The organism is Simplicispira sp. GW247-4R2A (assembly GCF_059424465.1).
In genome coordinates this window covers 68,162-82,756 of the sequence record NZ_JBWKZM010000011.1, presented here as the reverse complement: position 1 = coordinate 82,756, position 14,595 = coordinate 68,162, and the positions used below count along the sequence as shown (strand labels likewise).

At 66.3% G+C, this 14,595-nt stretch carries 13 protein-coding genes; 5 read left to right on the top strand and 8 right to left on the bottom strand.

The genetic code is table 11. The features are described from left to right. Positions 1 to 112 precede the first annotated feature (112 nt). Together AC07ZH_RS09510 and AC07ZH_RS09505 are read left to right on the top strand one after the other, a co-directional pair. Positions 113 to 787, top strand: coding sequence for a response regulator (locus AC07ZH_RS09510; protein WP_495199521.1), 675 nt, complete (start codon positions 113 to 115; stop codon positions 785 to 787). Then, positions 780 to 2,198: a sensor histidine kinase N-terminal domain-containing protein gene (locus AC07ZH_RS09505; protein WP_495199520.1), complete on the top strand. Its 1,419-nt coding sequence runs from the start codon at positions 780 to 782 to the stop codon at positions 2,196 to 2,198. The genes AC07ZH_RS09510 and AC07ZH_RS09505 overlap by 8 nt, the downstream gene beginning before the upstream one ends. Before the next feature lie 267 nt (positions 2,199 to 2,465). Here the strand turns inward: AC07ZH_RS09505 and AC07ZH_RS09500 are convergent, their stop codons facing one another. Genes AC07ZH_RS09500 through AC07ZH_RS09480 form a run of 5 tightly spaced genes read right to left on the bottom strand, consistent with a single transcriptional unit; the run spans position 2,466 to position 6,168 of the window. Continuing rightward, entirely contained in the window at positions 2,466 to 3,806 is a 1,341-nt protein-coding gene (locus AC07ZH_RS09500; protein ID WP_495199519.1) for an ATP-binding protein, read from the bottom strand. Next, positions 3,799 to 4,488 carry a winged helix-turn-helix domain-containing protein gene (locus tag AC07ZH_RS09495; RefSeq protein WP_495199518.1) on the bottom strand — a complete coding sequence of 230 codons (690 nt, stop codon included), beginning with the start codon at positions 4,486 to 4,488 and terminating at the stop codon, positions 3,799 to 3,801. The genes AC07ZH_RS09500 and AC07ZH_RS09495 overlap by 8 nt, the downstream gene beginning before the upstream one ends. 11 nt (positions 4,489 to 4,499) lie before the next feature. After that, positions 4,500 to 5,231 carry a cytochrome b/b6 domain-containing protein gene (locus AC07ZH_RS09490; RefSeq protein ID WP_495199517.1) on the bottom strand — a complete coding sequence of 244 codons (732 nt, stop codon included), beginning with the start codon at positions 5,229 to 5,231 and terminating at the stop codon, positions 4,500 to 4,502. Between the two features lie 8 nt (positions 5,232 to 5,239). Continuing rightward, positions 5,240 to 5,719, bottom strand: coding sequence for a diheme cytochrome c (locus AC07ZH_RS09485; protein ID WP_495199516.1), 480 nt, complete (start codon positions 5,717 to 5,719; stop codon positions 5,240 to 5,242). Further along, positions 5,716 to 6,168, bottom strand: a complete 453-nt coding sequence (locus AC07ZH_RS09480) for a DUF1924 domain-containing protein (RefSeq protein ID WP_495199515.1) — start codon at positions 6,166 to 6,168, stop codon at positions 5,716 to 5,718. Before AC07ZH_RS09480 ends, AC07ZH_RS09485 begins: the two co-directional genes overlap by 4 nt. A gap of 423 nt (positions 6,169 to 6,591) precedes the next feature. Here AC07ZH_RS09480 and AC07ZH_RS09475 point away from each other — a divergent pair, with 423 nt between their 5' ends. Then, a complete protein-coding gene (locus AC07ZH_RS09475; protein WP_495199514.1) occupies positions 6,592 to 6,924 on the top strand; it encodes a DUF805 domain-containing protein in 333 nt (110 codons plus the stop codon). A gap of 76 nt (positions 6,925 to 7,000) precedes the next feature. Here AC07ZH_RS09475 and groL read toward each other — a convergent pair whose 3' ends face one another. Beyond that, a complete protein-coding gene (groL, locus tag AC07ZH_RS09470; protein ID WP_495199513.1) occupies positions 7,001 to 8,650 on the bottom strand; it encodes a chaperonin GroEL in 1,650 nt (549 codons plus the stop codon). An 84-nt stretch (positions 8,651 to 8,734) separates the two neighbouring features. Continuing rightward, positions 8,735 to 9,025, bottom strand: coding sequence for a co-chaperone GroES (locus AC07ZH_RS09465; protein ID WP_119109157.1), 291 nt, complete (start codon positions 9,023 to 9,025; stop codon positions 8,735 to 8,737). Between the two features lie 322 nt (positions 9,026 to 9,347). Between AC07ZH_RS09465 and AC07ZH_RS09460 the strand changes: the two genes are divergently transcribed. Beyond that, complete coding sequence (locus AC07ZH_RS09460; RefSeq protein WP_495199512.1) at positions 9,348 to 10,991, top strand: methyl-accepting chemotaxis protein; 1,644 nt, start codon at positions 9,348 to 9,350, stop codon at positions 10,989 to 10,991. Positions 10,992 to 11,140: 149 nt separating this feature from the next. Beyond that, on the top strand, positions 11,141 to 12,919 hold the full coding sequence (locus tag AC07ZH_RS09455; protein WP_495199511.1) for an EAL domain-containing protein: 1,779 nt from the start codon (positions 11,141 to 11,143) through the stop codon (positions 12,917 to 12,919). Positions 12,920 to 12,930: 11 nt separating this feature from the next. On the opposite strand, the gene AC07ZH_RS09450 is transcribed toward AC07ZH_RS09455, so the two are convergent. Then, positions 12,931 to 14,013, bottom strand: a complete 1,083-nt coding sequence (locus AC07ZH_RS09450; RefSeq protein ID WP_495199510.1) for a bifunctional nicotinamide-nucleotide adenylyltransferase/Nudix hydroxylase — start codon at positions 14,011 to 14,013, stop codon at positions 12,931 to 12,933. Positions 14,014 to 14,595: the final 582 nt, after the last annotated feature.

Below are 14,595 nucleotides of genomic sequence, written 5' to 3'. Positions count from 1 at the left end.
CTTCGGACAGCTTTCGGCCGGTGGCGAAATCACTCATGGTTATCCCTAGGCTCGCTGCATTGCCGGCCGGGCACGCTCTGCTGCGGTTTGTGGAATGATTTGGCCCCCACCCATGAAGCTGCTGCTCATCGAAGACGACCCACAACTGGCCCATTGGCTGGCCAGCCTGCTGCGCGAGCAGGGGTTTGTGGTCGACCACATGCAGGACGGCGACGCCGCCGACCGGCAGTTGCAGCAGGCGCGCTACGACGTGGTGCTGCTGGACTTGAATATCCCGCGCCTGTCCGGCAAAGGCGTGCTGCGCCGCCTGCGGGAGCGGCGCGACGAGGTGCCGGTGCTGATCCTCACCGCCGCCGCATCGCTCGATCAGAAGGTGCTGTGCCTGGAGATCGGCGCGGACGACTACATGGTCAAGCCCATCGAGAGCCGCGAGCTGGTGGCCCGCATCAAAGCCCTGGTGCGCCGCCAGGTGCCCGGCAAGGCCAACGAGATGAGTTGCGGCGACCTGCACTACGACCTGCGCACGCGCGAATTCGCATTGGACGGGCGCGAACTGGCGCTGCCACCGCGCGAGCGCACGCTATTGGAGGCGCTGATGCTCAAGGCCGGCAGCACGGTGCCCAAGCAGACGCTGATCGATGGCTTGTTCGACCTCGACGACGAACCCAGCGCCGATGCGGTGGAGCTGTATGTGCACCGCTTGCGGAAAAAGCTCGAAGCCAGCCAGGCCACCATCATCACCCTGCGCGGTGTGGGTTACCTGCTGCGCACCCGCGACGATGGCTAGCCTGCGCCTGCGCCTGGTCGCGTGGCTGCTGCTGCCTTTGTCGGTGTTTGTCGCCGTGTGCGGGTTTCTGAGCTGGCGCAATGCCGCCGAGGTGGCCGATTACGTGCAGGACCACGACCTGCTCGCCTCGGCCAAGGTGCTGTCGGACCGGCTGATCTGGGAGGGCGACGACGTGCAGGCCAGCGTGCCGCCAGCGGCGCTGAGCCTGTTCGTGTCGCCGGCGCATGACCGGGTCTATCTCAGTGTGACGGATGCCAGCGGCCGGCTGCTGGCGGGCCTGCCGGGGTTTCCCCTGCCGCAGCCGCGCCGGCTGGTGGGCACAGATCGCGCGCAGTGGTACGACGCCACGTTCGAAGGCCGGCCCGTGCGCGCCGTGATCACGCAACGCGCCATGTACGACGTGGCCGGCGCGCGTGACATCACGATTGCGGTCGGCAAGACCACCGCCAGCCGCGACCAGATGGTGCGCACCTTGTGGCAGCCGTCAATGGAGTATCTGCTGATCGCGCTGGTGCTGGCCTTGGTGCTGACGACGCTGGCGCTGACCTGGGAACTGCGCCCCGTGGTGCGGCTGAGCCGCCAGCTCGCCCAGCGCGACCCGCTGCACCTGGACTTCGTCGTGGATGCGCATGCCTTGCACACCGAGTTGCGGCCGGTGGCCGAGACCATCAACCGTTTTGTGCGCCAGCTCAAGAGGCACTCGGAAGCGCAGCGGCGCTTCATTGCCGACGCAGCGCACCAATTGCGCACGCCGCTGGCGCTGCAGGCCTCGCAGATCGAATTTGCACGCTATACCCGCCAGCACCGGCAGAACTGGGAGACGCGCCGCGCCGATATGGACGCGATGTGGCGGGCCCTGCAAACCAGCAACCGCCGCCTGATCGACGTGACCAACAAGCTGCTGCTGCTGGCGCAGGCCGAGCATGGCGATGCGCACACCCGGCTGGAGCCGACCGACCTTGCCGCCGTGGCGCTGCGCTGCGTGGAGCAGCTCGCCGCGCTGGCGGACCGCCGCCAGATCGACCTGGGCCTGGACGCGCCACAGGCCGCTGGTGCCGCTATGGTGTTCGCGCAACCTGCGCTGCTCGATGCCTTGGTGAGCAACCTGCTGGACAATGCGCTGCGCTACACCCAGGAGGGCGGCCGTGTGACGCTGGGTGTGCACGTGGCCGCCGCAGGCGTCGCGCTGACGGTGGAAGACAACGGGCCGGGCATCCCGGCTGAAGCGCTGGAGCATGTGTTCGAGCGCTTTTACCGCGTCTCGCAGGACACCGAGGGGACCGGACTGGGGCTTGCGATCGTGCAGGAGATTGCGCGCGCATTCGGCGCCACGGTTGGGCTCGCCGCCAACCCGCACGGGTCGCACGGTGTGCTGGTCACGGTGCGCTTTCCTGCGGCTGCGCCAGCGTAGATCAGCGAGGGCACCGAACCGGCGTTCCGTGGTGCGGCGCGGGTTATGTGGGTGGGGCCAAGCCCCCCTCTCGATCATGTCTCCATCGGTGTGGTTAGCTCCGTTGGCCACGGTCTGGCGCAGGCCGTGCACATGGGTACGTGAAAATACAAGAGAAATATGGCTGCAGCGCTTATCTGGTAAGCGCTAGCAGCTATATTTTTAATAGTAAATTGCGCCCGCAGGCAGCCCTGCCGCCTGCCTGCGCATGCACCTTCAGGCAGGGCATCACCAGGCCACCTGCACCCGCAAGCCGCCCAGCGCCGGGCTGCGATCCACCTGCAAACCCAGGCCGTGCAGGCGCGCGATGCGCTGCACGATGGACCAGCCCAGGCCGCTGCCGCTCTGGCCCGTGCCCAGCACGCGGTAAAAGCGCTCGCCGAGCCGCGCCATTTCGCTCTTCGTGAGGCCCGGGCCGCTGTCTTCCACGCACAGCGATGCCGGGCTTGTGGCGCTCGCAGGCGTGAGCCGCAGGTGCACCGATGCGCCCTGGGGGCTGTAGCGCAGCGCGTTGTCCAGCAGGTTGCGCAGCAGCACCTGGGCCAGCACTTCGGGCACCGGCATGGGTACGGGGCCATCCGCCTTCAATAGCACCTGCTGGCCGCGTGCCTGGGCCGCGGACTGCAGATCTGCCACCACCGTGTGCGCCACGCGCCCGAGATCCGTGGCCGCTGCATCGGCGGTGGCCGCCTCGGCGTCGAGCCGGGCGAGTTGCAGGAGCTGCTCCACCAGGCGCGTGGCACGGTCGCAGCCTTGCACGGTGGCGTCCAGTGCCGCTGCGCGCTCGGCGTTCTGCGTGGCGCCCTGGGCCACCTGGGCCTGCATGCGGATGCCGGCAATAGGCGTGCGCAGTTCGTGCGCGGCGTCCGCCGTGAACTGCCGTTCGGTGACCAGCAGCTCGGCCATGCGTGTGAACAAGTCGTTGAGTGCACTTACCAGCGGCAGCACCTCGGGCGGCACGCCGGCCGTGGGCAGGGGCGCGAGCGACTGCGGCTGGCGCACCGACACGGCCGCGCCCAACTGGCGCAGCGGGCGCACCAGGCCGCGCACCACCCACCAGATGCCCAGTGCCAGCAGGGGCAGCGCCAAGGCCATGGGCTTGAGCATGCCGACCACGCTGGCCCGCACGATGTCCTGGCGCGCCGACTGCTGTTCGCCGACAAGAATGTCCACATCGCCCTCGCGCCCCTGGGTGACGAACACGCGCCAGGACTTGCCCGCTGCCTGGCTGTCGGCAAAGCCGCGCTCCGTTTGGTGGGTGAGGGGTTCGGTGGGCGCGTTCTTCGAGCGAGCCAGCAACTGGCCCGCATGCCAGAGCTGGAACACCACATGGTGCTGGTGCTTGTCGAGGTCTGGCGCTTCATTCAACTGGTCTTCGTCCAATTCGTCGAGTGGCTGCAGGCGCAGCAGCGCGGCGGTCTGCGCCAGGTGCGCGTCGAGCAGGTCGCCTACTTCGTCCTGGGCCTTGTGCCAGGTCAGGGCGGCAGCGGCCGTCCAGGCCAGCAGCACCAGGCCGAGCACGGCCAGCAGCAGTTGCGATTGCAGTGAGCGCGGGGTGCGGTCAGCCATCGTTTTCAGGGGCTGCACCGGGGCTGGTGCGGGCGATCCGGTAGCCCACGCCGCGCACGGTCTCGATCAGCGTGGCGCCCAGCTTGCGCCGCAGGTGGTAGATGTGCACCTCCACCGCGTTGCTGTTGATCTCGCTGCCCCACTGGTACAGGCGCTGCTCCAACTGCTCGCGCGAGAGCACGCGCCCGGTGTTGAGCAGCAAGGCGTGCAGCAGCTTGTATTCGCGGTTGGACAGTTCCACCGGCTGTCCGCCCAGCAGCACCTGGTGCGCGGCCGGGTTGAGCGTGACACGGCCCACCGTCAGCAGCGCATCGCTCTGGCCGTGGGCGCGGCGCACCAAGGCGCGCAGGCGGGCGGCCAGCTCGTGCAGATCGACGGGTTTGATGAGGTAGTCGTCGGCCCCCGCATCCAGCCCGGCGATGCGCGCGGGCACCGCGTCGCGGGCGGTCAGCACCAGCACCGGCGTGGTGTTGCGGCGGGCGCGCGCGCCCTGCAATACGTCCATGCCGTCCTGGCGCGGCAGACCCAGGTCGAGCACGCAGGCCTGGTAGGCGCCAGTGGCCAGTTCGCGCTCTGCCGCCACGCCGTCGCGCACCCAGTCCACCGCAAAGCCGTGCTGTGCCAGGCCGGCGCGGATGCCCGAACCCAGCAGTTCGTCGTCTTCGGCCAGCAGGATGCGCATGGGTGGGTTGGTCAGTCGTCGTGGTCGTAGCGGTGATTCTCGCTCCCGTGCTGCTGCGGCGGCGCTTGGGGCGCCGTCTGCCACTGCCAGGCCCAGAAGCCGAGGACGCAGGCCAGCACCAGGGCGGCGAGAAAGCCGTGGTTGTTCTTGGCGATGTCCGGCCCCGTGCCGGGCACCCGCCCGGTCAGCATGGGCAGCGCCTGGTTCTTGCGGCGCAGCAGGCTGAGCAATGCGATCAGGCCGATGTGCGCCAGCACCATTCCCAGCAGGGCATTGCCGAAAAATTCGTGCACCTCCTCCAGCCATTCGCCGCCCCATTCGTCCCACACGGCGTAGCCGCTGAGCGTGAGCGGCAGCACCAAGACCAGGATCAGCGCCACGGCCAGCGCCATCAGCAGGTGCTGCGCCGGCCTCCAGGAGGCTTGCAGAGCACTGGGCGAACGCACGGCAGCCACGTTGTGAAGCCATTTGGGCAGGCCGCGCAATTTGCCCCACAGCACCGACAGCCGCACCGGGCGTGGCCCGACCAGGCCCCACAGGAGGCGTGCCACCACCAGGCCGGCCAAGGTGTAGCCCAAGGTGACGTGCACCAGCCGCCAGCGCTCACCGTCGGCCGTGAGGTAGGCGGTGGTGAAGGTGAACGCCATGAGCCAGTGCAGCATGCGCGTGGTGGCATCCACCACGCGGCGGCTGGGCGCTGGAGCCGGCGTTGCGGTGGCAGGGGAAAGGGTATTGCTTGTCATGGAAGGGCTCACTTCGGAATGCGGACGCGGTCGTCGTCAAAATCGCCCCGGTCCGCGCGCGTGTGGCAGGCCATGCAGTTGGCGCGGCTGCCGACAGAGGCGCGCTGCCACACGGCGGCGTCCAGCTCGCGGTGCTTGCGCTCGAACCACGCCGAGCGGGTGATGCGGTCTTGCGGGGGCTGTTCGCGTACGCGCTTGTAGGTGCTGGCGTTCGCCTCCAACCAGGTGCCGATCTGGCGCACCAGGGCCGGGTCGAGCGAGGCGTCGCTGCCGTAGTGCTGGTCCAGGCGGCCCAGCATCCGGTTCCACGAAGCGGCGGGCAGCATGCCCGGCGGGTAGGCCATGTGGCAGGCGGCGCATTCCTGGCGGTAGGCCGGCAGCATGCTGTCGGCGGGCATGGCGCGGCTGTCGGCCAGCGCGGCGGACGCGGCGCCGGCCAGCGCCAGCAGGACGGCGGCAGGGCGCAGCAGCGGGGTGAACGCGCTCATGGCTTGTCCTTGGGGTGGAACTGAAGCAGCCAGGCCAGCATGTCGGCCTTCTCGGCGGCCGTGCACTCGCGGTTGGCCACGTCCTTGCAGTTGCGGCGGAACCATTTGTCCACTTTGGCGGTGTCGGTGAAGCGCTCGGGATTGAACATGGGCGCGAATGGGGCAATCGTCTTGCCGGTGGACGCGTGGCGCATGGCCGTGGTCGGCGGATTGCCATGGCACGAGGCGCATGACCACTCGCCGCCGTGGCGGCTGGTGAAGAACACGCGCCCGCGCTCGGCGCTGACAGGGGCGCCTGAGGCATCGCTCCAGCGCTGCATCTGCAGGGCGGCGGTGGTGTCGGCGGCGTGCGCCAGGGACAGGGTGCAGGCCAGCGCCAGCAGCGCGGCCCGGGCGGTCGGGAGAAAGCGGTGTGAGAAATGCATGCCGCCATGGTGCGAGGCAGGCATGAAGAATGGCTTAAAGCGATGCTGAACAAGTCCCTCACGCGCCGCGCATCTGTCCCTCGGGCGGTCTGCGGCGTTGCCAATCCTCGCCATGGCTGCGGCTATGGCTGCGGTTGGCGCCTGGCATCCCATCCCGATGCACGGCGCGCGTCATCGCGGGGACTTTTTCAGCATTGCCTTAACGCGGGACGCGTCCCGGGCCACGGCCAAGGACAGGTGAAAATTTAGATCAAATAGAGGCCAAGCGCTTATGGGGTAAGCGCTGGCAGCTATTAAATTAAAAGCAATAGGGCGGCGCCATGCCATCGTGAGGCCGCCAGTGGAGCCCGTTCGCAGGAGGGTGAACGGGCTGCGCAAGGCGCCTATCATGGCGCGGGGCATGCGCCCCACAATCCAACCATAACCCGCCAAGAGAGGAACCGCACCATGAATTTTATCCAGGCCATTCAAAGCTGCCTGAGCCAGTACGCGACGTTTTCGGGCCGTGCACCGCGGCCTGAGTTCTGGTGGTTCTTCTTGTTCCAGATACTGGCACTGATGGTCTCGGGCATGCTGGGCGACGTGGCGTACAGCATTCTGGCCTTGCTGTTGCTGCTACCGGCACTGGCTGTGGGCACGCGCCGCCTGCACGACGTGGGGCGGTCGGGCTGGTGGCAACTGCTCACGGTCACTGGTATCGGCTACCTGGTGCTGCTGTATTGGTTCGTCCAGCCCAGCCAGGCAGAGGCCAACGACTACGGCGAGTTTTCGGCCACCTGAACGAAAAAACCCGCAGGCCGTAGGGCCTGCGGGTTTTGTGCAGTGCCGAGGCGGGGCAAGCCCCGCCCTGGGGCCATTACATGCCCATGCCGCCCATACCACCCATGCCGCCCATGTCGGGCATGCCGCCGCCGGCAGAGGATTCGTCCTTCGGCGCTTCGGCGACCATGCATTCGGTCGTCAGCATCAGTGCGGACACCGAAGCGGCGTTCTGCAGTGCGGTGCGGGTGACCTTGGTCGGGTCCAGAATGCCCATCTCGATCATGTCGCCATAGGTGTCGTTGGCGGCGTTGAAGCCGTAGTTGCCCTTGCCACCCAGCACGGCGTTGACCACCACGCTCGGCTCGCCGCCGGCGTTGGCGACGATTTCGCGCAGAGGCGCTTCGATGGCCTTGAGCACCAGCTTGATACCGGCTTCCTGGTCAGCGTTGTCGCCCTTGATCGTGCCGGCAGCCTGCTTGGCACGCAGCAGCGCCACGCCGCCGCCAGCCACAATGCCTTCTTCCACGGCAGCGCGGGTCGCGTGCAGGGCGTCTTCCACGCGGGCCTTCTTTTCCTTCATTTCGACTTCGGTGGCAGCGCCAACCTTGATCACGGCCACGCCGCCGGCCAGCTTGGCCACGCGCTCTTGCAGCTTTTCGCGGTCGTAGTCGCTGGTGGCTTCTTCGATTTGCACGCGCACTTGCTTGACGCGCGCTTCGATGTCGGCAGCCTGGCCTTCGCCGTCGATGATGATGGTGTTTTCCTTGCCCACTTCGACGCGCTTGGCCTGGCCCAGGTCGGTGAGCTGCACTTTTTCAAGCGTCAGGCCGACTTCTTCAGCGATGACCTTGCCGCCCGTCAGGATGGCGATGTCTTCCAGCATGGCCTTGCGGCGGTCGCCAAAGCCAGGGGCCTTGACAGCCACGACCTTCAGGATGCCGCGGATGGTGTTGACCACCAGCGTGGCCAGGGCTTCGCCTTCGACGTCCTCGGCAATGATCAGCAGCGGACGGCCGGCCTTGGCCACGGCTTCCAGCGTGGGCAGCAGGTCGCGGATGTTGCTGATCTTCTTGTCGAACAGCAGCACGAAGGGGTTGTCCAGGATCGCGGCTTGCTTTTCGGGGTTGTTGATGAAGTAGGGCGAGAGGTAGCCGCGGTCGAACTGCATGCCTTCGACGACATCGAGCTCGTTGTCCAGGCTCTTGCCGTCTTCCACGGTGATCACGCCTTCCTTGCCAACCTTGTCCATGGCGTCGGCAATGATCTTGCCGATGGATTCGTCCGAGTTGGCGGAGATGGAGCCGACCTGGGCGATTTCCTTGCTGGTGGTGGTGGCCTTGGAGGCCTTCTTCAGCTCGGCGACCAGGGCCGTGACGGCCTTGTCGATGCCGCGCTTCAGGTCCATCGGGTTCATGCCGGCGGCCACGTACTTCATGCCTTCGCGCACGATGGCCTGGGCCAGCACGGTGGCGGTGGTGGTGCCGTCGCCGGCGTTGTCAGAGGTCTTGGAAGCGACTTCCTTGACCATCTGCGCGCCCATGTTCTGCAGCTTGTCCTTGAGTTCGATTTCCTTGGCGACGGACACACCGTCCTTGGTCACCGTGGGGGCGCCGAACGAGCGCTCGAGCACCACGTTGCGGCCCTTGGGGCCCAGGGTGGTCTTGACCGCGTTGGCCAGAATGTTCACGCCTTCAACCATGCGTGCGCGGGCTTCGCCGCCGAAAACTACGTCTTTTGCTGCCATGTTGGAGCTCCTGAATATGGGTTAAATACGTTCTTAGCGCTTATCTGGTAATCGCTAGTAGCTATCGAATAAATAGCGTTTGAATTACTTCTCGACGACTGCAAACAAGTCGTCTTCCTTCATTACCAGCAGCTCGTCGCCATCGACCTTGACGGTCTGGCCGCTGTACTTGCCGAACAGGACGCGGTCGCCGACCTTGACGCTCATCGCGCCCAGTTCGCCCTTGTCGTTCTTCTTGCCGGGGCCAACCGCCAGCACTTCGCCCTGGTCGGGCTTCTCGGCGGCGTTGTCGGGAATGTAGATGCCCGAAGCGGTCTTGGTTTCGGACTCGACGCGTTTGACGATCACGCGGTCAGCAAGGGGACGAAGGTTCATTGCAGTACTCCTGGTTCAAAAAATGCGCCGTGAAGGCAAAGCGCCTGGCAGGGCAGGCGCTCGGTGATATCAGTCCGTGCAGGTTGCTAGCACTCGCATTGGACGAGTGCTAATGATAAGGGCATTTGGCCTGGTTTCAAGGGTTGGCGCTGTGCGATTGCGATGGCGGCGGCTGGGGAACGCCGCCGCACTTTTGTCGGCACACCACTGAAAACAAACTGACACATTTGCAGCGCACAGTGTGTTGCAGTGCCGCAAATACCGTCTGCGGCGATTCGATGCCCCGCCCATCCGGCGGCCTTTCCCTTTCGCACCTTGTGACATGTCCATCGACGCGCCTTCCTCGCCCACGCCTTCCGCTACCGGCTCCCTGGGGCGCCGCTTGATCTCCGTCTTCCTGGCCGTCCTGGCCCTGAGCCTTGTCGGCGCGGCCATCGGGATCTGGTCGCTCTACCGCATCAACCAGTCGACCGAAGCCATGGTGCAGCGCAGCGTGGCGAACGAACGGCTCGTGGCCGATGCTTACCGGCTGCAGGCGATCAATTCCGAGCGCTACAAGGCGGTCGCCCTGAGTTCCGAACCCGAGGTGGGTGAAATCCTTGGAGCCGACATCGCGCAGACGCAGGGGCAGTACGACACCCTCATCGCGCAGCTTGGGAAGCAGCTCAGCACCGACGACGATGCCCAGCGGCTGGACCATGTGCGCAGCATGGAGGTGGGCTTTCTGCGGGCCCGCACCGAACTGGTTGCCGCACGCGATTCGGGCCTGACTTCGCGTATCAACAAGGTCTACGCCGAGCGCTTCCTGCCCTCTTCTCGGGCCCTTCTGCAGGCCTTGGACGAACTTACCCACTCACAGCGCCAAGCGATCGATTTGGCGGCATTGCGCGTGGCGGAGCTGAGCAAAGTCGCACGCCTGTCGCTGCTGGCCTTCGGTGGACTGTCGCTGGTGCTGGGCACGCTGCTGGCGCTGTGGCTGGTGCGCAGCATCACGCGGCCCATCGCCCTGGCCAGCGCCACGGCCGACCGCGTCGCGGGCCTGGACTTGCGCCACGATATCGTCGGCCACGCGCGCGACGAGACGGGCCACATGCTCGGATCGCTCGCCACGATGCAGGGAGCGCTGCGCACCCTGGTGCAGCAGGTGAGCGCCTCCGTGCAGAGCGTTCGCATGGCGTCCGCGGAAATCGCCAACGGCAACGCGGATCTGTCCAGCCGCACGGAACAGACCGCCGCCCGCCTGCAGGAGACCACCTCGTCGCTGGAGTACGTCACGCGCAAGGTGCAGGAGTCGGCCGACACTGCACAGCGCACAGAGGCACTGGCCGTGCAAGCCGCCAGCGTAGCCCAGCAAGGCAGCGGCGTGGTCACGCGCGTGGTGTCCACCATGCAGCAGATCTCCCGCAGCTCGCAAAAGATTGCCGACATTACCGGGGTGATCGACTCGATTGCGTTCCAGACCAATCTCCTCGCGCTGAACGCAGCGATTGAGGCGGCGCATGCCGGTGAGCAGGGGCGGGGTTTTGCCGTGGTGGCCAGCGAAGTGCGCCGCCTGGCGAACCGCTCAGCGGAAGCGGCGCGCCAGATCAAGACGCTCATCATGGAATCGGTGCAGCAGGTGGATGCCGGCACCAGTCTGGCGGGCGATGCCGGCCACACCATGGAGCGGGTGGTCGCGTCGATCACGCACGCGGCCGAAGCCATGGCCGAGATCAAGGCCACCAACCAGGCGCAGAACCAGGACATCGCCGCCATCCACGCGACCATGTCGCATCTGGACCAGATGACGCAGCAGAACGCCGCGCTGGTGGAGCAATCCGCCGCGGCGGCCGAGAGCCTGCTCGGCCAGGCGCACGACCTGTCGGCGCTGGTCGGCCGCTTTGTGCTGCCCAAGCCGGCAGAGCACGCGCCCGTGAGGCTGCCGCCGGCTGGGCGACGCGCGCTGCTGGTCGGCGCCGGTGCTTAGAACGCAAACAGGCTCTTATGCTGAACCAATACCGCCAAACCAACGCATGGGCGCCTGAACAGGCGATTGCGGGACCGTGGGTCAGAGATCGGCCCGCGCATCCTTCCCCTGTGAGCGGACCTGTGCCATCGGCTCCTGGGTCTCACACCATGTCCATCTCCCGTCTGCTCGACGAAAACACGCTGCGGGCCCACTACCAGCCCATTGCCCGGCTGGACAACGGAGCGGTTGTGGCCCATGAGAGCCTGATCCGTCTGCCTGCGGGCCATGCCATACGCAACCCGGACGAACTGTTTCATGCTGCTCGAGAGCAAGGGCTGCTGGTACGCCTTGAACAAGCCTGCCTTGACGAAGGCATCCGCACCTGGAGCAGCCTTGCGGGTCGGTTGCTTTTTTTGAACTTGAGCGCATTCGCCGTCGTCGAGATGGTCGATCGATTGACCGCAGCGGGCGTGGCATGGGCGCTGGAAGCGGCAGGCGTGTCTCCATCCTCCCTGGTCATCGAGATCACCGAGCACGATCACGCAATGGATATCTCACGGCTGATCCATGCGGCAACGCAGATCCGTGCCTGCGGCGTCCGATTTGCGCTGGATGACTATGGCGAGGGCCATTCAAGCCTGCGTCTCTGGGCAGAGTTGCGGCCCGACTACGTCAAGATCGACAAGTACTTCATCGCAGGGGTCGAGGCCAACCCGGTCAAAGTGCAAACCCTCCGAGGCCTGGTGCATTTGGCAGAGATTTTTGGCTCGACGCTTATCGCAGAGGGGATCGAAACGCAAGCCGAGCTGCGTGTCGTGCGCGATCTGGGCATCGCACTGGGTCAAGGGTATGGCCTGGGGCGGCCCCAGCAGCGGCCCGCCCTGGACATTCTGCCTGCCGCGCAGGGCGTGATTGCCAGCGCTGAAATCTCAGTGCTGCCCAGCCTGGCGCGGGCTGGCGGTGGCGATGTGACGCTCGCGCGCGTGACGACGTGGGTAGAGCCGCAGCATCCGGCAATCACGGTGAACGAACTGGCCGAGGTGTTCCAGACCCACGGTTCGCTCAAAGCGATCGCGTTGGTGGACAGCGGCCGCCCTGTGGGGCTGGTCATTCGCCAGACGTTCAACGACAGCTACTCCAGGCCGTTTTTCAAGGAATTGTTTGGAGGGCGTCCGGCCATGCAGTTCGCCAACACCAATCCCTTGGTGCTTCAAAAGCATGCTGGCGTTGACGCCATGACCGACGTGCTCATCTCGGCCGACCAGCGCTACCTGTCGGAAGGCTTCATCGTCACGGAAAACGGCCAATACGCGGGCCTGGGCAGTGGGCAGCAGTTGGTGAGACTTGTCACCGAGGTGCGCATCGAAGCTGCCCGGCATGCCAATCCCCTGACCTTCTTGCCTGGCAATATTCCCATCAACGAGCACATACGGCGCTTACTGAAGGCGGGGCGACGGTTCGTGGCCTGCTACGCCGACTTGAACGATTTCAAGCCATTCAACGACCACTACGGGTATTGGCAAGGTGACGAAATGATCCGCCTGGCGGCTCGCACCTTGGTCTCGCATTGCGAGCCGCAACGAGACTTCCTGGGCCATGTGGGCGGCGACGACTTCATGATTCTTTTCCAGAGCGAGGATTGGGAGCAGCGCTGTCGGCTCATCCTCGAGTCTTTCAACGAGCGTGCACGGGATCTGTTCGATGAGGAGGCTTTGCGGCGCGGCGGCATCGATGCAGAGGATCGGCACGGCGTACGGAGGTTTTTCCCGTTCACTACGCTGTCGCTTGGTGCCATCGTCATCGAGCCCGGGCATTTCGACAAACCCGATGCCGTCGCCTCTGCGGCGGCTGCGGTCAAGCACCAAGCCAAGATGGGACACGAGGGGCTGGTTGTCGCGCACCGCCCAGTTGTGCGTCCACACCCGCAAGTGCAGTCCTGGCAATAAGGCAGGGCGGGTCACAGGTCTGCCGTGCGGGATGGCGGTGCGTAGGGCGTGCCCGCTTCTGCACGCGGCAGCAGGCCCAGGAAATGGTCCAGGACATGAAAATGGTCGTCGAAGAACTGCGCTTCAAGTGTCGGCAGGTCGCCCACGGGCACCCACAGCGCCTCGGCGGCATCGTCGCCGCCGTGCACTGGGGGAAGTGCAGCACCCGGGACGTCAAAAAAATGCACATGGCTGATGGTGCGCCCGCGCTGGCTGCGCCCCGGGTGGTCGAATACGGCCACGCCCTGCAGCGCCGCAGCCAACTCGGCCGCTGTGAGGCTGCACTGCGTTTCTTCGACCAACTCGCGCAAGCAGCTTTGCCACAAGGTTTCAGTCACGTCGATGAACCCCCCGGGAAGTGCCAGCAGGCCCTGCCCGGGCGCGTGCGCCCGGCGCACCAGCAGCACGTGGCCGCAGGCACGCAGCAGCGCATCGACGGTGACGAACACCGGTGGGTAGGGCGCGCCCGCCCAGGCGGCGTGGCTTTGCTTCAAGGCACGCCACTCCGTTTGCAAGCGTGTGAATTCGGCCGTCTCGCGAAAACGGTCAAGAAACGCGACGGCTGCGCGCGGAATTTGTCCGGCCAGTGCGCTGGCGGACTGGCCGCCGAAATACGCGTCGCGCAACGCCGTTGCGTCGGCATCGCCCTGGCGCGGTAGCGCGCGCAGCGGCCAGGCAGGGAAGCTGCGCAGGTAGCCGCTGCTGGTGTCCTTGAAATGGCCGACGAGGCAGATCTGGTGGGGTGACGAAGCGCCGCTCTGCTGCGCCAGCAGCTCCTGCACGCCGGCCTGCACCGCACGTGCCCAGCGGGGCTCGTCGTAGTAGTCGCGCACGGGCAGCACCCGCAGCCGCGCGCGTTCGGCTTCTGGCAGCGCCTCGCGCAGCAGCGCTGCCCGCTCCTGCCAGGTGAAAGGGTTGCGCGGGGAGCGTGCGGCATGGGCCGAGCCCAGCACCACGACGACCTGGCGAGCGGCAGCCAATGCGTCGCGCAGCAGCGCCAGGTGGCCGTTGTGCACGGGCTGGAAACGTCCGATCAGGATGGCGGTGTCGTACATGCTTCAAAAAAATGAGCTGCTGGCGCTTGTGTACCAAGCGCCAGGGTGGATTTTCAATCAAATCGAGCGGGTGCGGCCACCAGGATAGGCCGCCGTGCGATGCGTCCGGACGCAAACGCCTGGACCCCTAGAGAGAAATCTGGCGCAAACGCGCCTTGGGGCATGGCTCGGGTGGCGGCCTTGTCCGGTTTTGGTCTGCGCTCACACCGCTGCGCGCTATGAGCTTCGCCCGCGCACTGACACTGCGCTCTCGCACAGCGGGCTTACAGCCCGGCCGCAGCCCGCAGGGCTGCGGCTTTGTCGGTGCGTTGGCTTCGGCCGGGCCTTGCGGCCCTTCACATCGGCTGCGCCGATATGAGCCTGCGCCGAAAGTCAGCCAAGTTCGCTGCGCTCAGGGCCTTACAGGCCCGCTGCCGCGCGCAGCGTGGCAGCCTTGTCTTTTGGTCTGCGCTCACACCGCTGCGCGCTATGAGCTTCGCCCGCACACCGACACTGCGCTCTCGCGCAGCGGGCTTACAGCCCGGCCGCAGCCCGCAGGGCTGCGGCTTTGTCGGTGCGTTGGCTTCGGCCGGGCCTTGCGGC